The 18,570-nt window shown below is 67.6% G+C and carries 16 protein-coding genes; 6 read left to right on the forward strand and 10 right to left on the reverse strand.

Going from position 1 to position 18,570, the window contains the following annotated elements; translation table 11 throughout:
• Positions 1 to 63: 63 nt before the first annotated feature.
• Together VYI76_RS10935 and VYI76_RS10940 are read right to left on the reverse strand one after the other, a co-directional pair.
• Positions 64 to 1,542, reverse strand: coding sequence for a 2OG-Fe(II) oxygenase family protein (locus VYI76_RS10935; RefSeq protein ID WP_326524777.1), 1,479 nt, complete (start codon positions 1,540 to 1,542; stop codon positions 64 to 66).
• Between the two features lie 89 nt (positions 1,543 to 1,631).
• The gene (locus VYI76_RS10940; RefSeq protein WP_326524778.1) at positions 1,632 to 4,595 is read right to left on the reverse strand and encodes a TonB-dependent receptor plug domain-containing protein; all 2,964 of its coding nucleotides are present in this window, start codon (positions 4,593 to 4,595) and stop codon (positions 1,632 to 1,634) included.
• Between the two features lie 228 nt (positions 4,596 to 4,823).
• Between VYI76_RS10940 and VYI76_RS10945 the strand changes: the two genes are divergently transcribed.
• Positions 4,824 to 5,351 carry a hypothetical protein gene (locus VYI76_RS10945; protein WP_326524779.1) on the forward strand — a complete coding sequence of 176 codons (528 nt, stop codon included), beginning with the start codon at positions 4,824 to 4,826 and terminating at the stop codon, positions 5,349 to 5,351.
• A 4-nt stretch (positions 5,352 to 5,355) separates the two neighbouring features.
• On the opposite strand, the gene VYI76_RS10950 is transcribed toward VYI76_RS10945, so the two are convergent.
• The 4 genes from VYI76_RS10950 to VYI76_RS10965 all read right to left on the reverse strand — a co-directional run bounded on the left by VYI76_RS10950 (position 5,356) and on the right by VYI76_RS10965 (position 9,841).
• A complete protein-coding gene (locus VYI76_RS10950) occupies positions 5,356 to 6,096 on the reverse strand; it encodes a 3'(2'),5'-bisphosphate nucleotidase CysQ (RefSeq protein ID WP_326524780.1) in 741 nt (246 codons plus the stop codon).
• On the reverse strand, positions 6,093 to 8,006 hold the full coding sequence (gene cysN, locus VYI76_RS10955) for a sulfate adenylyltransferase subunit CysN (protein WP_326524781.1): 1,914 nt from the start codon (positions 8,004 to 8,006) through the stop codon (positions 6,093 to 6,095). The genes VYI76_RS10950 and cysN overlap by 4 nt, the downstream gene beginning before the upstream one ends.
• A gap of 124 nt (positions 8,007 to 8,130) precedes the next feature.
• Positions 8,131 to 9,045, reverse strand: coding sequence for a sulfate adenylyltransferase subunit CysD (cysD, locus tag VYI76_RS10960; protein ID WP_326524782.1), 915 nt, complete (start codon positions 9,043 to 9,045; stop codon positions 8,131 to 8,133).
• Positions 9,046 to 9,103: 58 nt separating this feature from the next.
• On the reverse strand, positions 9,104 to 9,841 hold the full coding sequence (locus tag VYI76_RS10965) for a glutaredoxin (RefSeq protein WP_326524783.1): 738 nt from the start codon (positions 9,839 to 9,841) through the stop codon (positions 9,104 to 9,106).
• A 24-nt stretch (positions 9,842 to 9,865) separates the two neighbouring features.
• Between VYI76_RS10965 and VYI76_RS10970 the strand changes: the two genes are divergently transcribed.
• A complete protein-coding gene (locus VYI76_RS10970) occupies positions 9,866 to 10,261 on the forward strand; it encodes a MerR family DNA-binding protein (RefSeq protein ID WP_326524784.1) in 396 nt (131 codons plus the stop codon).
• A gap of 3 nt (positions 10,262 to 10,264) precedes the next feature.
• Here VYI76_RS10970 and VYI76_RS10975 read toward each other — a convergent pair whose 3' ends face one another.
• Positions 10,265 to 11,806, reverse strand: a complete 1,542-nt coding sequence (locus VYI76_RS10975; protein ID WP_326524785.1) for a UxaA family hydrolase — start codon at positions 11,804 to 11,806, stop codon at positions 10,265 to 10,267.
• On the reverse strand, positions 11,803 to 12,420 hold the full coding sequence (locus VYI76_RS10980) for a Tim44/TimA family putative adaptor protein (RefSeq protein WP_443018946.1): 618 nt from the start codon (positions 12,418 to 12,420) through the stop codon (positions 11,803 to 11,805). Before VYI76_RS10980 ends, VYI76_RS10975 begins: the two co-directional genes overlap by 4 nt.
• A 202-nt stretch (positions 12,421 to 12,622) precedes the next feature.
• Here VYI76_RS10980 and secB point away from each other — a divergent pair, with 202 nt between their 5' ends.
• From secB to VYI76_RS11000, 4 genes are all read left to right on the forward strand, one after another.
• On the forward strand, positions 12,623 to 13,129 hold the full coding sequence (gene secB / locus VYI76_RS10985) for a protein-export chaperone SecB (protein WP_326524787.1): 507 nt from the start codon (positions 12,623 to 12,625) through the stop codon (positions 13,127 to 13,129).
• A gap of 102 nt (positions 13,130 to 13,231) precedes the next feature.
• Entirely contained in the window at positions 13,232 to 14,803 is a 1,572-nt protein-coding gene (gene murJ / locus VYI76_RS10990; protein WP_326524788.1) for a murein biosynthesis integral membrane protein MurJ, read from the forward strand.
• Between the two features lie 9 nt (positions 14,804 to 14,812).
• Positions 14,813 to 15,802: a tryptophan--tRNA ligase gene (gene trpS, locus VYI76_RS10995; protein WP_326524789.1), complete on the forward strand. Its 990-nt coding sequence runs from the start codon at positions 14,813 to 14,815 to the stop codon at positions 15,800 to 15,802.
• 85 nt (positions 15,803 to 15,887) lie between these two features.
• Positions 15,888 to 16,484 (forward strand): methyl-accepting chemotaxis protein, encoded by a 597-nt coding sequence (locus tag VYI76_RS11000; RefSeq protein WP_326525095.1) that lies wholly within the window; start codon positions 15,888 to 15,890, stop codon positions 16,482 to 16,484.
• Between the two features lie 40 nt (positions 16,485 to 16,524).
• Here the strand turns inward: VYI76_RS11000 and VYI76_RS11005 are convergent, their stop codons facing one another.
• Both VYI76_RS11005 and dnaA read right to left on the reverse strand, forming a co-directional pair.
• A complete protein-coding gene (locus VYI76_RS11005) occupies positions 16,525 to 16,869 on the reverse strand; it encodes a hypothetical protein (RefSeq protein WP_326524790.1) in 345 nt (114 codons plus the stop codon).
• A 10-nt stretch (positions 16,870 to 16,879) separates the two neighbouring features.
• Positions 16,880 to 18,268, reverse strand: coding sequence for a chromosomal replication initiator protein DnaA (gene dnaA, locus VYI76_RS11010; RefSeq protein WP_326524791.1), 1,389 nt, complete (start codon positions 18,266 to 18,268; stop codon positions 16,880 to 16,882).
• Between the last annotated feature and the right edge of the window lie 302 nt (positions 18,269 to 18,570).

Genomic DNA, 18,570 nt, shown 5'->3' on the forward strand with positions numbered 1-18,570 from the left:
CATTGCCAAGTTGCGATGGGGTAACCCGGCAGAGTTAACGGCGCGTAAAGACCTGCACCGGCCTCATGCTGTCGCGGCAACGTCGAACGCGACCGTCAACCGCTCGCCACCGGCGATCGGCTCCGTCCCGTGCCACATCGTCGAGGGAAACAGGACGAGGTGGCCCGGCGTCGGCCGCACCCGGCGATAGGGCGGCAGGTCGAGGCCGAGCGACGCGGGCGGCGCGCCGAGTTGCAGCCAGCCCGCCGGCTCCGCGCCCATCTCCGCCTGATCGGGCAGCGCGATGTAGCAGGCCGAGCTCAGCCAGCCCTGCGGGTGGATATGCGTGCTGTGGTGCCCAGCCCCCGTCAGCCGGACCGACCACGAGCCGGCGAAACGGAACCGCTTGCCGACATGCCGCAGCGTCGGATGCGCCGGGTCGGCCGGGCCGAGCGCGGCGATGTGCCGCTCGATCGCCTCGACGATCGCCGCCCGCAGCTGCCGGATCTCCCGCGCCTCATGCGCGAACAGCGGGCCGTCGGTCTGGGTGCCGCCGCGCACCGACTGGCCCAGCGGATCGCGCCTGGCGACATGCAGGCAGCGCAGCCGGTCGGCCAGCGCCGCCAGTTCGCCCATGGACAGGCCCAGGTCATACTCTCCGATCAGCGCCGGATCGCCTTCGAGCCAGGCCGCGCGGCGGTCGCCGGTCAGCCGCCACGCGAGCGAGGCATAGGGCCACAAGCGCCCCGCCTGCGGATCGCCCAGCAACGGCTCGACCCGCGCTGCCGCCGCCTCGGGTCGTCCGGCGCGCAGCAGGTGGCGGGCATGCTGCTCGACGATGCCGTTGTCCTGCCAGTCGGCCAGCGCGGCGAAGCCCGTATCGGCCTCGGCAAGGTCACCCAGTTCGGATGCGATCTGCGCCGCATAGGCGCGCAGGACCTGGCTGTCCCCGGTTGCCTCGCGCGCCGCGATCACCGCCTCGCGCGCGGCGGCGAACCGCTCGACATGGGTCAGCACGTCGATCAGCGCGATCCACAGCCCGGATTGCCCCGGCTGGGCGGCGAGCGCGCGGCGATAGCCGGAGTCGAACCCCTCGACATCGCCCGCCATCCAGCGCAACCGCGCGAGCGTCGCCTGACCGTCGAACCACAGGGAATTGGCGGCGACGATCGCGTCGAGCCCGCCGATCGCATCGTCCAGCCGCCCTTCGGCCAGTTGCGCCGCCGCGCGGCCGAGCAGCACCGATCCATCACCGGGCGCGGACCGATGCAGCGCCTCGAACAGCGCGGTGGCCGGGCGGCCAGCCTCCAGGCTGGCCTGCGCGACGCCGTAGCGGGCGCGGAAATCGGCCGGGGCCAGCCGGGCGACTTCGGCGAAAGCATCAATCGCGTCGGTCGACTGCTCGAGCGCGCGGTGAACGGTGCCCAGTGTCTGCCAGAGGCGCGGGTTGCGCGGATGCCGGTCGAGCGCCGCGCGCAACAGCGTGACGGCCTCATCCCCCCGCCCCGCGTCGCGCAGGCCGATCGCGGCGTCGATGGCCTGTTCGGGATCGCCGGGCTGCATGGTCGCGACGATGGCCGGGGCGCGGTCAAAAGAAAAGGGGGCGGACCTTTCGGCCCGCCCCCCTGTCAGTCTGACGATCAGATCGCCGATCAGAACTTCATGCGAGCGCTGATCGTGTAGGCGCGACCGATGACGTCGTAGGTCGTCGGCATGGTGTTGCCGTTGTTGAACGCGGTGCCCGCGACACCGGCGCCCAGCAGCGGAGCCTTCTTGTTGAACAGGTTCTCGATCAGCACACCCATCTCGAAATTGTCGCTGGCGTCAAACTTCAGCGCGAGATCGAAATAGCTGTACGCCGACACCTGACGGAAGGCCGGCAGGATCGAGTTGTACGCGGCGGTCGTGTTGCTCGGCTCCGGAATATTCACCTCGGCCGGGAGCACGCTGACGCGCGGACGCTCCAGCTCGACGCCGCTGATGTAGTTCCACAGCAGCGAAGCGCTGATCGGGCCCATGTCGTAACCGACCCGCGCATTCCACTTCCATTCCGGACGCGCGTTCGTGCAGCTGGTCGAATAGGCGCCGGTGCAGTCACGGTTCTGCGAGTTCGGCGTCGCCTGGAAGCGATAATAGTCCAGCCACGTGCCGTTGAACCCAAGCTTGATCGCGTTGGAACCGACGGGGATCGTGTAGTTCACGCCCAGATCGATACCCGCCGTCGACAGGCGACCCAGGTTCGAGCTGGACAGGACGACACCCGGCGTTTCACCCGCACCGTTGAGCGAACCCGTGAGCGGGTTGCGACGGATCAGTGCGCAGAACGCATTCGGCGTCTGCGACGGATTCAGGCCGACCGTGTAGCACCCGTTGAGGATGTCGTTCTGCGACGGGGCGCTGATGAAGTCCTTGATCTTGATGTTGTAGTAATCAAGCGTCACCGAGAACCGCGGGATGAAGCGCGGCGCGACGACGACGCCGACGGTGTAGGTGGTCGCGCGCTCGACGTCGAGGTTCGGGTTACCCGAAGTCGTGACGTTGATCTGGCCGGACGACGGCTGCGAGATGCCGCCGTAGGTGCCCGGAGGCGCGCCGGTCGCTTCGCACAAAGCACGCGGAGCGGTTGGCGTCGCGCCCGCGCACTGATCGACCGTCAGGTTCGACAGACCCTGCACCGGCGACTGGAACAGTTCCTGGATGTTCGGCGAGCGCACCGCCTTCTGGTACATGCCGCGGAACTTGAAGCCCTGCACCGGCTCGATCGAGCCGCCGGCCTTCCAGGTCGTGCTGGTGCCGGTCGTCGAATAATCCGAATACCGGATGCCGGCTTCCAGCGTCGCCTTGTAGATGAAGCTGTCTTCGATCAGCGGGACCAGGATTTCGCCGAAGATTTCCTTGACCGTGTAACGGCCGAAATCGGGCGGCGTGCGCGCGCCGGTGCCCAGCACCTCGCCCTGGATCTGCGACGAGGCGTCCGGCGTCGCCGTTGCCGAAATGCGGCGATGCTCGGCACCGATCGAGAAGCCGATCGGAGCGGTCGCGAACGGGCTGGCGAGCCCGAACAGGTCGCCGCTGATCGCACCGGTGACGACCGACTGCGACACGAGGCGGCGAATCTGCGCGTCGAGATCGATGAAGCCGATCATCGCCGGCGTGATCGAACCCTCGGCGCCGAACAGATTCAGCGGAACGCAGCCGTTGGCCGTGTTCGAGCACACGATCTGGCCGGCGGCGTTGCGATAGGCCGACAGGGCCTGCTGAACCTTGCTGGCGGAACCCCAGTTCACGCGTGCCTGATTCTGATTGGTCTCGCCGTATTGAGCCGAGATGTCATAGCGCAGGCCATCGGTGATGTTGCCGCGGAAGCCGGCCTGCACCTGGAACATCGTCGATTCAATTGGATTTCCGCGCGGGCCGTACTCGCTGAGACGACGCGACGGGATGACACTGATGGTCCGCGCCAGGCCCGTGTTGACCGCAGCCGCCGCGTTACAGTCGGCAACCGAGATGTTGTTCGCGGCGCAAAGCTGCGCACGCGCGGCCGCCGGCAGGAACGGGTTGTTCAGCGGCAGCTGGAAAGCGTTGCCGAACGTGCCCGACGCGGCGAGCGCGAGCTCGGCCTTGTTGCGGGTGAACATCGCCGAGCTGTAGAATTCCAGGCCCTCGGTGATCTCGTAGCGACCGCCGGCATAGACGTTGAACCGCTCGAGCGGGGTCAGGAAATAGGTGCCGAGGTTGGTGTTGAACAGGTCGTTCTGGGTCGCCGCGCGGAACGAACCCGTTGCCGGATCGATCACCGCGCCGAGGCCGGTGGTCGGCAGGCCGTTCGGGTTGGTCGTCGACGCAAGGCCGGACTGGAAGATCGACGGCACCGCGCCGGTCGATCCGTTGTACAGGCCGTTGACCGACGAGATCGGCACCAGCGCGATGTCGCGGTCAGTGGTGAACAGCGGGCGGCGGTTGCCGTAGCCCAGGCTCAGCACCACGTTGCCGCGGCCGTCCTCGGTGTTGGCGCCGACCAGCACGTCGGTGCGATACTGGACCGCGTCACCCTTTTCCGACACGCGGTAGTTGCCCGAGATGTCGACGCCCGAGAAATTGCGGCGGGTGATGAAGTTCACGACGCCCGCGACGGCGTCCGCGCCGTACACCGACGATGCGCCGCCCGTCACGACGTCGACGCGCTCGACCAGGCCGGTCGGGATGACGTTCAGGTCGACCACGCCGTCAAGGCCGAACGGCACGATGCGGCGGCCGTCCATGATGACGAGGGTGCGGTTCGAACCGATGCCGCGCAGATCGACGCTGGCCGAACCGTCGGAACCGTTGTTCACCGCCGGGCCCAGGTTCGGGCGAACCGACGGCAGGTCGCGCAGCAGGTCTTCAGCCGAGTTGGGCTGGCGCAGCGAGATTTCCTCGGTGCCGATCACGTTGACCGGGCTGGCGACTTCCAGATCGGGACGCGCGATGCGCGAGCCGGTGACGACGACGTCCTGGCCGCCGGCCTGGGCTTCCGGCGCGGGCTCTGCGACCTGCGCAAAGGCGGGCGCCGCCGCGGCCATCGCCGAGATCAGCAGCGTCGACGTCAGCAGACGCCGGCGAATGAATGGCTTCATGTGTCAAATCCCCCAAATCCGCATCTTAGGCGGTGGTTGGTGCCGGACATGCCAGTCCAGCCTACCTATATCGTCCACTTGAATGCGTTCAGGCGCAATGTCAGAAATCTGTCATGTCGATGGATTCGCGGAAGCTGTTGCAAAGCCGCAACAATGCAGCTTACGCCCAATGAAATCATATGGTTGAGTTTCAATAATCGATAGTGAAGTATCGAACTGGAGGCTTGGATGCGGATATTTTCGACCGTCGTCGCGCTGCTTGCTGCGGCATTTTCGCCACAGGCCTTCGCCAAGGACGACACACCGGGTTCTCCGCTCATCGCCGAACTGGAACGCTGCCTGACGATCCGGGAAGACGCGGGTCGCCTCGCGTGCACCGACGTCGCGGCGCGCAGGCTGGTCGATGCCAGCAAGCGCAAGGAGGTCGTCGTCGTCGATCGCGAGGAGGTGAAGAAGACGCGCCGCTCGCTGTTCGGCTTCCAGTTGCCGCGGATCGGCCTGTTCGGCCGCGACGGCCCCGACGACGGGCAGGAAGTGGACCGGATCGAGGCGCCGATCGCGCGCGTCACCCCGGTCGGCTATAGCAAGGTCACCTTCACGCTCGACGACGGCGCGCGCTGGACCACGACGGACGCATGGGCTTCCGCGATCCTGCCCAAGCCCGGTGCGATCCTCATCATCAAACGCGGCGCGATGGGCAGCTACATGGTGTCGGTGAAGGGCGCGAAAGCCGTCCGCGCGATGCGGATCGGCTGAGCGGTCAGCGCGCCGCCAGCACCGCCAGAACCGTTTTCGCAACCGGCGGCGCGCAGATCAGCAGGTCGGGCAACCAGGTGTCGGCGCGGTTGTAGACGAGCGGGCTGCCGTCGAGCCGCGAAACGTGGAGGCCCGCCGCCAGCGCGACGGCGGCGGGCGCGCAATTGTCCCACACATATTGCCCGCCGGAATGGAGGTAGATGTCCGCCTCCCCCGTCACCACCGCCATCGCCTTGGCGCCCGCCGATCCCATCGGCACCAGCGCGCCGCCCAGCGCTTCGGCCACGGCCACCGCCTCGACGGGCGGCCTGCTGCGGCTGACGACGATGCGCGGCGGCACGCGCGCGGGCGGGGCGGCAGCGCAGCCCTCGCTCGACAACACCCTCCCCCTCGCGGGCAGCGCGACCGCGCCCGCCGCCGGATGCCCGTCGATGCTCAGTCCGACATGCACCGCCCAGTCTGCGCGCATGGCAGCGTACTCGGACGTGCCGTCGAGCGGGTCGATGATCCAGCAGCGCCGCGCGGCGCAGCGGGCGGGATCGTCCTCGCTTTCCTCCGACAGGATGAACTCACCGGGCCGCGCCGCCCGCAGCCTCTCGAGGATCAGCGCGTTGGCCGCACGATCGCCTTCGGCGCCCAGTTCCGCGCCCGAACCGCCCGCATGCTGCAACCGGTGGAGCAGCGCGCCGGCCTCTTCCGCGATCGATCGGGCCAGTTCGGCGTCGCCAATAGCGGTTGCGCTCAAATCACCGGGCTCCACATGCCGACCACGCGATCGACGATCAGTTCGGCGGCATCCTCGGGCGAAATCCGCGTCGTGTCGATACGCACGTCGGGCGCCTCGGGCGCCTCATAGGGGCTGGAGATACCGGTGAAATGCGCGATCTCGCCGGCGCGCGCCTTGGCATAGAGGCCCTTGACGTCGCGTGCCTCCGCCACACTCAGCGGCGTATCGATGAAGATTTCCAGGAACTCGCCCTCGGGCAGCAGCGCGCGGACCATGTCGCGCTCGGCGCGGAACGGCGAGATGAAGGCGGTCAGCACGATCAGCCCGGCATCGGTCATCAGCTTCGCCACCTCGCCGACGCGGCGGATGTTCTCGATGCGATCGGCGTCGCTGAACCCCAGGTCGCGGTTCAGCCCGTGGCGGATGTTGTCGCCGTCCAGCAGGAAACTGTGCCGGCCGAACGCGTGCAGCTTCTTCTCGACCAGATTGGCGATGGTCGACTTGCCCGACCCGGACAGGCCGGTGAACCACAGCAGCCTGGCCTTCTGCCCCTTTTGCGTGGCGTGCGCCTCGCGGGTGATCTCGATCGCCTGCCAGTGGACGTTCTGGGCGCGGCGCAGCGGCCGGGCGATCATGCCTGCGGCGACCGTCGCATTGGTCAGCTTGTCGATCAGGATGAACCCGCCCAAATCGCGGTTCTCGGCATAGGGAGCGAACGGGATCCCGCGATCGAGGTGGACGTGCGCGACGCCGATATCGTTCAGGCCCAGCGTCTTGACCGACAGATGCGCGAGCGTGTTGACGTCGACCGCATGTTCGGGCGGGCGCACGGTGGCGCTGACGGTCGAGGCGGCGGTCTTCAGCCAATAGGCGCGGCCGGGCAGCAACGGCGCCTCGTCCATCCAGACGATCGTCGCCTCGAACTGGTCGGCCACCTCTGGCGGGCTGTCGGCGGCGGCGATCACGCTGCCGCGCGAGCAATCGACCTCGTCGGCCAGCGTCAGCGTCACCGACTGGCCGGCGACGGCTTCGTCCAGGTCGCCGTCCAGCGTCACGATCCGCGCGACCCGGCTGGTCGTTCCCGACGGCACGATCCGCACCGCGTCGCCCGGCCGCACGATGCCGCCGGTGACCGTCCCGGCGAAACCGCGGAAATCCAGGTTGGGGCGATTGACCCACTGCACCGGCATCGCGAACGGCTGTGCCGCCGCGCGTTCGCGGTCCACCTCGACGGTCTCCAGATGCTCCAGCAGGGTCGGGCCGTCGTACCACGGCGTCGCGTCGGACCGCGCGGCGATATTGTCGCCGCCCAGGCCGGAGATCGGGAAGGCGCGCGGCGGCGCCATGCCGATCGTCGCGGCGAAGGCGGCGAAATCGGCGACGATCGCGTCATATGCGGTGCGATCCCAGCCGATGAGGTCCATCTTGTTCATCGCCAGCACGACGTGGCGGATGCCCAGCAGGTTGACGAGATAGCCGTGTCGCCGCGTCTGGGTCAGCACGCCCTTGCGCGCATCGATCAGGATGACGGCCAGGTCGGCGGTCGATGCGCCGGTCACCATGTTGCGGGTGTACTGCTCGTGGCCCGGCGTGTCGGCGACGATGAACTTGCGCCGGTCGGTGGAGAAGAAGCGGTAGGCGACGTCGATCGTGATACCCTGCTCGCGCTCCGCCGCCAGCCCGTCCACCAGCAGCGCGAAATCGATGTTCGCGCCTTGCGTCCCCACCCGCTTCGAATCCGCTTCCAGCGCGGCGAGCTGGTCGTCGAAGATCGTGCGGCTGTCGTACAGCAGGCGGCCGATCAGCGTGGACTTGCCGTCATCCACCGACCCGCAGGTGAGGAAGCGCAGCAGCGACTTGTCCTGATGCCGCGCGAGGTAGGCGTCGATGTCGGACGCGATCAGCGCGTCGGGGCGGTAGGCGGTCATATATCCAAATCCGTCGCCCCGGCGAACGCCGGGGCCTTTTGCAATCGAAGGGGCAGGCGCGCGGCGCACGCCCCCGGCCTGCGCCGGGGTTGACGCTTCGTCACGCTACGCATGACGTGGCGCATCAGAAATATCCCTCCGCCTTCTTCTTCTCCATGCTGGCCGTCTGGTCGTGGTCGATCGCCCGCCCCTGCCGTTCGGACGTCGTGGTCAGCAGCATTTCCTGGATCACCTCGCCCAGCGTCGTCGCCGCGCTCTCGACCGCGCCGGTCAGCGGATAGCAGCCGAGCGTGCGGAAGCGGATCGATCGCTCCACCGGCACCTCGCCGGGCGCCAGCCGGAAACGCTCGTCATCGATCATCAGGATCAGGCCGTCGCGCTCCACCGTCGGGCGCGGCGCCGCGAAATACAGCGGCACGATCTCGATCCCCTCGCGCAGGATGTACTGCCAGATGTCGAGCTCGGTCCAGTTGCTGATCGGGAAGACGCGGATGCTCTCGCCCCCCCCGTCCTTCCTTGACGCCTTGCGGGCATTGTACAGCCGCCACAGTTCGGGCCGCTGCGCCTTGGGATCCCAGCGATGCTGCGCGGTGCGGAACGAGAAGACACGCTCCTTCGCCCGGCTCTTCTCCTCGTCGCGCCGCGCGCCCCCGAACGCCGCGTCAAAGCCGTGGAGGTCGAGCGCCTGTTTCAGCCCTTCCGTCTTCCACAAATCGGTGTGCAGACCGCCGTGGTCAAACGGATTGATGCCGCGCGCCTCGGCCTCGGGGTTGCGGTGGACCAGCAGGTCCATCCCCGCTGCTGCCGCCGCGCGATCGCGCAGTTCGTACATCGCGCGGAATTTCCACGTGGTGTCGACATGCAGCAGCGGGAACGGCGGCGGCGAGGGGAAGAACGCCTTGCGCGCCAGATGCAGCATCACCGCCGAATCCTTGCCGATCGAATAGAGCATCACCGGGCGTTCGGCTTCGGCCGCCACTTCGCGCAGGATATGGATCGATTCGGCTTCGAGCGCGTCGAGATGGGTCAGACGGGACATGGCCGCGCCTATCTAGGCCCCGTCGGCCGCTTTACCGCAAACAAAAGCTTTGCCTCGGCTAATGCGCGATCAGCATCCACATCGCCATCGCGATCATCATCAGATTCTCGGTCAGCGAGACGAAGCCGAGGGGGACGTTGCTCGATCCGCCGACACACGCGCATTTGAGTTCGCGGCGGTCGACATAGACCGCCTTGAACACCGACACCGCCCCCACCGTGCCGATGAACAGCGCGATCGGGATCGACAGCCAGTTGAGCGCCCCCGCGACCATCAGGACGCCCGCCAGCCCTTCCGCGAAGGGATAGATGCGGCCGTACGGCACCCAGCGCCGCGCCAGCAGATCATAGTTGAGGAACATCGTCGCGAAACGATCGACATCCTGCAGCTTGAGCAACGCCAGCACGCACATGCTGAACGCGACGAACCATTCCGCCGCGCGCGTGGTGAACGGCGTACCATGGGCAGCATGGCTCGCGGCGAGCGCCATCAGCGCCGTCATCGCGAACAGCGCCATGACGGGGCGATAGCTGGTTCCTCCCGGCTGGCGCACCCGGAGTCCGAAGAAACGGCGCAGATCGTCATAGCCGCCGATCCGCCTGCCGCCGATGAACACCTGCGGCGTGGTCCCGACGTCGTGCTCAGCCTTGAAGGCGTCGGTTTCCGCGCGCGTCGTCAGCCAGCGGTCATCGACGGCATAGCCCTTCGCGCGCAGCAGGTGCCGCGCCTTCAACCCGTAGGGACAGACATGGTCGGGCATCACCATGCGATGAAGTGTGGCGGTCTTGTCGATCATGCCGCGCTTCCTACCTTCCGGACCATGGTACGGAGTCAAGCCCTCACCATCTCGCGCCTTGCGGAGAGCGCCGGCGTCGGCGTCGAGACGGTGCGTTTCTATCAACGTCGCGGCCTGATGGCGGTGCCGCCGCGCGATGGCGTGCGGCGCTATGGAACGGACGACGTCGCGCGACTGCGCTTCATCCGCCAGGCACAGGCCGCCGGCTTCACGCTCGCGGAGATCGGAACGCTGCTCGCGCTCAATGCGTCCGAAGACCGGGCGACCGTGCGGGCGATGGCGCGGGAAAGGATCGCCACGCTCGACGCACAGATCGCCGAACTGTCGGCCGCCCGCGACGCGCTCGACCGTCTCGCGCGCGACTGCGCTTCTGCGGTTTCCGGTCCCTGCCCGATCCTGGAAGCCTTCGAACGACGGTGAGGTTCAGGTCGTCGCTCCGACGTTCCACGGCACGAATTCATGGTCGCCGTAGCCCAGTTCCTCGCTCGCGGTGCGCTTGCCTGACGCGACCGCCAGGAACTCGGCGAAGATTTCGGCGCCCTTCCGATCGATCGACATCGCGCCATCGACGATGTCGCCGCAATTGATATCCATGTCGTCGCGCATCCGCTCGAACAGCGCCGTGTTGGTCGCCAGCTTCATGCTGGGCACCGGCTTGGCGCCGAACGCCGATCCGCGGCCGGTGGTGAAGGCGATCAGGTTCGCGCCCGACGCCACCTGCCCGGTCGCGGAGACCGGGTCGTAGCCGGGGCTGTCCATGACGACCAGGCCGCGCGCCGTGACCGGCTCGGCATATTCGTAGACCGCGTTCAGGTTCGTCGATCCGCCCTTGGCCTGCGCGCCAAGCGACTTTTCGAGAATGGTGGTGATTCCGCCTGCCTTGTTGCCCGGCGACGGGTTCGAATCGATCGTCTCGCCGTTGCGCGCGGTATAATCCTTCCACCACGCGATCCGGTCGAGCAGAGCCTGCCCCACCCCCGGATCGGGGGCGCGATCGACCAGCAAATGCTCGGCGCCGTACAGTTCTGTCGTCTCGCTGAGGATCGCGGTGCCGCCCTGCGCGACCAGCATGTCGATCGCGACGCCCAGCGCCGGATTGGCGGTGATGCCCGACAGCGCGTCCGATCCGCCGCATTGCAGCCCGACCGTCAGCGCACTGGCCGGCACCGTCGTGCGCCGCGCGGCATCGGCGACCGGCAGCATCGCCTCCACCGCCGCGATCCCTTCGGCGATCGCGCGGCGCGTGCCGCCTTCGTCCTGGATCGCGAAGCTGCGGAACCGCGGGCTTTCGGCGAGGTCGAAATCCTCCTTCAAGAGGGCGATCTGCATCGCCTCGCAGCCGAGCCCGACCAACAGCACGGCGCCCAGATTGGGGCTGACGGCATAGCCCGCCAGCGTGCGTTCGATCACCCGGTACGCCTCGCCTCCGCGCGCGATCGAGCAGCCGCCCGAATAGGTGAAGGCCGCGACGCCATCGACGTTGGGAAACGCCGCCAGCCCCGTGCGCGCGAAATGCGCCGCGATCGCATGGACGACAGTCGCCGAGCAGTTCACCGAGGCGATGATGCCGACATAGTTGCGCGTGCCGACCCGCCCGTCCTCGCGCACGAAACCCCGGAACGTCGCGCGTTCGGCTTCCGGCACGAACCGCGTCTCGCGCGCGGCCCCGCCAAAACGATACTCGCGGGCAAGGTCGGCGACCGCGAGATTGTGGACATGGACATGTTCGCCGACAGCTATGTCGCAGGTGGCAAGGCCGATCGGCTGGCCGTATTTGGCGATGGTCTCGCCCGTCGCGATCGGCCGCAACGCCACCTTGTGCAGCGCCGGAATGGCTTCGCGCGCGATGACGCCCTGCGCCACCGGCTCTCCGGCTGCCACGTCACGCAGGACGATCGCCACGGGATCGCCCGCGGCCAGATGCAGGATTCGCGGCCGCTCGACCGCGGCCACCGGGCCTGTCACGCCTCGTCGGTGTCGGCGAGCTTCCAGTTCGGATCGTCGCTCTTCAGGTCGCGCGCGAAGGTCCAGACGTCATGCGTCTCGACCGCGTCGGTCATCGATCCGGCGACGACATTGCCGTCCTTGTCGCGGGTGACGGCGGCGATGTCGGCATCGAAGCGCATGGTGATGCGCGCCACCTTGCCGGCCAGCGACGCCTCGGTGATCGCGGCGCGCTCGATCGAGACCAGACGATTCTCCAGCACTTCGCCCGCCTCTTCGCGGGCGGCGATGGCGCCTTCGAACTCCTCGCGGACACGGTCCTCGGTCAGCCAGGCGAGCGTTTCGCGGTCACCCTTCCAGAACGCCTCCAGCACCATGCGATACGCGCCCTTGGCGCCCTCGATGAACTGGCTGACGTCGAAGCTCGAATCGGCGGAGACGATCGACCGCAGCCCGGCCTCGGCCCCAGTCTCGATCGCGCGGGGGGCGTTTTCGCGCACTTCCGCCGTCAGGTCGATCGTGCGCGGCGCGGCCTGCGCCAGCGGGCGATCGTCCGCCGCACGCGGCAAGGGCTCGTGCCCGGTGCGCTTGCCGAGCACCGAATAGAGACGCAGCGCCAGAAAGGCCGCCACCATCGCGAGCAGGATCACATAGAAGAGCACCGAACCTCCGATATCTTGGCGCCAACATAGTCGCGTCCGCGCCGGACTTCAAACATGCTGCCGCGACTACGTTGAAACCGCCGGTCGCGCCTGCTAGGCGGCGCGCGACATTTCCGACCCTCGCCCCCGACAACGCGCGGCCCCGGCGAGCGTTGCCTAACGAGGGATTTTCGATATGGCCGACGAAACTGCCGCCTCCGGCGAGCCGATGGGCAATGGCGCCGACACCTCGCCCGTGGCGGGCGTGATCTCGCAGTACATCAAGGATTTCTCGTTCGAGAATCCCAATGCGCCGGCCATCTATCAGGCGCCGGGCGCGCCCAAGATCGACGTCGGGTTCAACATCGGCGCGGCCCAGGTCGGCGAGGATGTGCACGAGGTGATCCTGAAGATCGACGCCAAGGCCGAGACCGAGGACGGCACCGTCGCCTTCGTCGTCGACCTGACCTATGCCGGGCTGTTCGGCCTGCGCAACATCCCCGACGAGCATGTCCAGCCTTTCCTGCTGGGCGAGGCACCGCGCATCCTGTTCCCCTTCGCCCGCCGCGTGGTGGCCGATGCGGTGCGCGACGGCGGCTTCCCGCCGCTGATGCTCGACCCGATCGATTTCGGCGCGCTCTACGTCCAGCAGCTCGCCCAGCAGGAGCAGCTGGCCGAGGCGCAGCCCGCCGGCCAGGCATAACACCCTCCCCGTTCGGACTGAGCTTGTCGAAGTCCTGCACTTCTTGGAAAAGAAGGACAGCCCTTCGACAGGCTCGGGGCGAACGGGGGAAGGCGTGACATCATGAACCTTGCCCGCGCGCTCGGCTCGATCGGGAGCCTCACGCTTGTCAGCCGCGTGCTGGGCCTGGTGCGCGATTCGCTGTTCGCGCGCTATGTCGGCGCGGGCTTCGCGTCTGACGCCTTCCTGATCGCGTTCCGCCTGCCCAACATGTTCCGCGCGCTGTTCGCCGAAGGAGCGTTCTCGGCGGCGTTCATCCCGATGTTCAACAGGAAGGTGGGCGAGGCGGGCGACGACCTGTCGGCCGGCATAACCTTTGCCGAGGCGGCGCTGGCGGTCCTGCTGCCCGTCCTGATCGTGATGACGGTTCTGATGGAGGTGTTCGCCATCCCCGTCGTCTGGCTGTTGACCTTCGGCTTCGGCGACGCGACGCCGCAACAGTTCGCGACCGCCGTCGAATTCTCGCGAATCACCTTCCCCTATCTGCTGTGCATCAGCCTGGTGTCGCTGCTCGGCGGCATCCTCAATTCGCTGCACCGCTTCTGGGTCAACGCCGCCGCCCCGATCCTGCTGAACCTGACGCTGATCGCCGGCCTCGTCTTCTTCCACACGCCGGGCGATCCGATCGCGACCGCGCGTGTGCAGGCGATTGGCGTCAGCGTCGCGGGCGTGCTCCAGCTCGTCTGGCTGATCCTCGCCTGCCGCGCCGCCAAGGTGAAGCTGCGCCTGCGCCTTCCCCGCCTCACGCCCGATGTGAAGAAGCTGCTCGGCCTGATCGCGCCCGCCGCCGCCGGCGCGGGCGCGGTGCAGATCAACCTGCTCGTCTCGACCGCGCTCGCGGCCTCGCTGCTGCCGGCCGGTGCCGTCTCGTACATCTACTACGCCGACCGGCTGAACCAGCTCCCGCTCGGCCTGATCGGCATCGGGCTCGGCACCGTGCTGCTCCCGACCATCTCGCGCCTGCTGGGCAAGGGCGAGGAGGCGGCGGCGAACGAGACGCAGAACCGCGGGCTCGAACTCGCGCTGTTCCTCACCCTGCCCGCCGCCGTCGCGCTGGTCGCCTGCGGCACGCCGATCGTCGCCGCGATTTTCCAGCATGGCGAATTCACGCCCGAGGACACCGTCCAGTGCGCCCGCGCGCTCGCCGCCTTCTCGCTCGGCCTGCCGGCGTACATCCTCGTCAAGGTGCTGACGCCCGGCTATTACGCGCGCCACGATACGAAGACGCCCGTGCGCTACGCGATGTGGTCGATCGCGGTGAACCTGATCCTCAACCTCGCGCTCATCATGCCGCTGCAACAGATGGGCCCGCCGCTCGCCACCGCCATCGCCTCGTGGGTCAATGTCGCGCTGCTCTACCGCACGCTCAGGAAGCGCGGCCATTTCATCGCCGACGAACAATTGTTCCGCCGCACGCTCCGGCTGACGGCGGCGGCGGTGCTGATGGGCGCTGCGCTGTTCTACGGCACCGACGCGCTCGCCCCCTACACCACCGGCGACCGTATCGAGCGGACGGGGGCGATGATCGTGCTGGTCTCGGCCGGCGCGCTCGTCTACTTCGCCGCGGCGTTCGGCTTCCGCGCCTATCGCCTCTCCGACCTGAAGGCGCTGGTGCGCCGCCGCCCCGCTGCTTAGAGGACCCCCATGCGCATCCTGTCCGGCATCCAGACCACCGGAAACCTGCACCTCGGCAACTATCTGGGCGCGATCAAGCAGTGGGTCGCCATGCAGGATCAGGGCGAATGCCTGTTCTTCCTGGCCGACCTTCATTCGCTGACCGGCAGCATGACGCCCGCAGAGCGCGCCTCGACCACGATCGAGATGGCGGCGACGCTGCTGGCCGCCGGCATCGACGAGCGCTCGATCATGTTCAACCAGGCGCGGGTGCCCGCGCACAGCGAACTGTGCTGGATTCTCCAGGGCACGGCGCGGATGGGCTGGCTTAACCGCATGACCCAGTGGAAGGACAAGGCCGGCAAGAACCGCGACGGAGCGCCGGTCGGACTTTTCACCTATCCAGTTCTTCAGGCGGCCGATATTCTCGCCTATAAGGCGACCCATGTTCCCGTCGGCGAGGACCAGAAACAGCATCTGGAGCTGACCCGCGACATCGCCGAGAAGTTCAACACCGATTACGGCGTCGATCTGTTCCCCCTGCCCGAGCCGTTGATCTCCAAGGCTGCGCCGCGCATCATGTCCCTGCGCGACGGCGGCGCGAAGATGTCCAAGTCCGATCCGTCGGACATGAGCCGCATCAACCTGATCGACTCGGACGATCTGATCGCCCAGAAATTCCGCAAGGCGCGCACCGATCCCGATCCGCTGCCGGACAGCTTTGACGCGCTGGCGGAACGGGCGGAGGCGCGCAACCTCGTGACGATCTACGCCGCGCTGGCGGATGTGACGCCGCAGGCGGTGGTCGACCAGTTCGCCGGCCAGGGCTTCGGCGCCTTCAAACCCGCCCTCGCCGACCTCGCGGTGGCGAAGCTCGCCCCGATCCGCGATCGCCTGACGCGGCTGCTCGACGATCGCGCGGCGGTGGGGGCCGAACTGGCGAAGGGGGCGGCACGGGCGACCGAAATGGCCGCTCCCACCCTGCGCGCCGCGCAGCAGGCGGTCGGGTTGCAGATCTGACAATTCGAAAAGGCGCGTTAAGTAACCCTTCGTTCTTACGCTGTTACAGGCCGTTTCTGTGAAGGAGACGGGTGTGGCGCAGCAGATGGGAAGCCTGGAGGCGGCGTGGGCCGCGATCAAGCGGTCCCAGGCCGTCATCGAGTTCACGCCCGAGGGCATCATCCTGGAGGCGAACGCCGTCTTCTGCGACCTGCTCGGCTATCCGCGCGACATGCTGCTGGGCCAGCACCACCGCATCTTCTGCGACGCCGATTACGCCGCGTCGGCCGAATATGCGGCGTTCTGGACGAAGCTGGGCCGCGGTGAATTCGATTCGGGCGAATATGGCCGGCTCGACGCGCGCGGGCGCCGCGTCTGGCTGCAGGCGACCTACAACCCGGTCTTCGGACCCGACGGACGCCCCGACCGCATCCTCAAGATCGCGGCCGACATCACCGAATCGAAACGGACGGCCGGCGACCTTCAGGTGATGGTCGGCGAACTCGACACCATTGTCCGCACTATCGGCGGGATCGCGCAGCAGACCAACCTCCTCGCGCTCAACGCGACGATCGAGGCCGCGCGCGCCGGAGACGCCGGCCGCGGCTTCGCCGTCGTCGCGACCGAAGTGAAGAAGCTGGCGACCGACACCCGGCTCGCGACCGATCGTGCGACGGCGATGATGGCAGCGCGAACCGCCTGAACATGCGGCGAAGGCGCAGGACCTGCTCGCCTGCCGCCGGCTAGTCGAACCTGTGGATTACCTCGATCGGACCGACGATCGCGGCGTTGAACCGATCCAAGTCTTCGGCCGGAATCCAATATTCGCGATGCGCCCGCCCGCCCGCATCCTGGACCGTAAACCGGTCCAGATACGCCCGCTCCACCGCGAACCGCGTCACATAGCCCGATCCGCTGTCGCGCACATTCCAGTCCCGCGCGATCTTGATCGCGTAGTCCTCGGTCGTGACGGGGTAGAAGATCGGCTGATCGGGCAGGCGCGGGGGAAATGCCGTCATCCCGCTCTCTTCGATAAGGGCCAGTTCGGCCCGACCGACCGGACGATACAGGACCGTGACGTCAGCCACGCGCCGCCCGTCAGCGCTCCAGCTGCCGCATCAGCGCGTTCACCGCGCTGTCGATGTCGCGGTCGGTCCCGCGCAGTTCCTCGATCCGGCGCACCGCGTGGATCACGGTGGAGTGATCGCGGTTGCCGAACTTGCGCCCGATCTCGGGCAGAGAGCGGGTCGTCAGCCGCTTGGCGAGGTACATCGCGATCTGGCGCGGCCGCGCCACCGCCACCGCGCGGCGGGCGGAGAGGAGGTCGATCGGCTTCAGATCGAAATGCGTCGACACCGCCTTCTGGATCTCGTCGATCGTCACGCGGCGCTGGCTGCCGCGCAATTGGTCGCCCAGCACGCCGATCGCGAAATCCAGGCTGATCGCCTCGCCGTTCAATTGCGCATAGGCGACGACGCGGTTGAGCGCGCCTTCCAGCTCGCGCACGCTGCCGGTGATCCGCGACGCGAGCAGTTCGAGCACGTCGCCCGGCACCACCGCGTCGGGTGCATCCGCCAGCTTGGCACTCAGGATCGCGCGGCGCAGTTCCAGCTCGGGCGCCTTGATGTCCGCCACCAGCCCCGATCCCAGCCGCGACAGCAGCCGCGGCTCGATCCCGTCGAGCGTCATCGGACTGCGATCGGCGGCGATCACCAGCCTTTTGCCCGCGCCCATGAACTCGTTGACGGTGTGGAAGAATTCCTCCTGCGTCGAATCCTTGCCCGCGATGAACTGCAGGTCGTCGATCATCAGCAGGTCGACGCCGCGCAGCCGCGCCTTGAACGAATGGGTGTCGCGCGCACGCAGTGCCTGGACGAATTCGAACATGAAGCGTTCGGCCGGCATGTAGAGCGCGGTCGCATCGGGACAGGCGTCGAGAAACGCATGGCCGATCGCGTGCATCAGGTGGGTCTTGCCCTGCCCGGTGCCCGAATGGAGGTAGAGCGGGCTGAACCGCGGCCGACCGGGTTCGGCCAGCGCCCGTGCGGCGTTCAGCGCGACGCGGTTCGACGCATCGACCACGAACCGTTCGAAGGTGAAGCGCGGGTCGAAGCTCGCCGCTTCGGTCTTCCTCGCCGGCGCGCGGGCCGGCTCGGCGCTCGGCGCCGGCGTCTCTACGGTGATCGCGCGCTGCGGCCTGGCCTCCGCCACAGTCTCGATCGACACGCTGCGCAATGTCGGCAGGAAGGCGCGGAATTCGAAGAACAGCCGGTCGGCGTAATGGCTCTTGACCCAGGTCGTCATGAACGCGCTGGGCAGGCCGATGCGCACTGTCTCGGCATCGCTGCCATCCACCAGCACCGCCGGTTTCAACCACTGGTCGAACAGGCGCTGCCCGGCCGAATGGCGCAGGTTGGTGCGGACGCGTGCCCAGGCTTTCGCCACGGCATCGTCGGCCTCTCCAATCCTTGCCACCGAAAATGCCACGCGCGCATCCTTCCCGCCGGCGCCACGACGATTCGCTGCGCCCCTCGTTATCGACCGAACATTCTTCCCCCGAACGAAGGCGACGCCCTCGCCAGCAACCACCCCGAAAGCTGCTTGGTCCGCGACGGCTGGCGCCGCTGCGAAATGGCGTTGTGAAACGCTTGGATGAGTCGATCAAGCGGCGCCGCGTAAAGAATCTGAAATAATCCGGATTGACTCACGGATTCCCGTCGGAAATTAATTTCCCTGTTATATTTCAACTAATTAGCCATATCGATCGGATCGACCCGCCGCGAATCGCG

This window comes from Sphingomonas sp. (assembly GCF_035910975.1).
In the GTDB taxonomy this organism is placed as follows: Bacteria; Pseudomonadota; Alphaproteobacteria; order Sphingomonadales; family Sphingomonadaceae; genus Sphingomonas.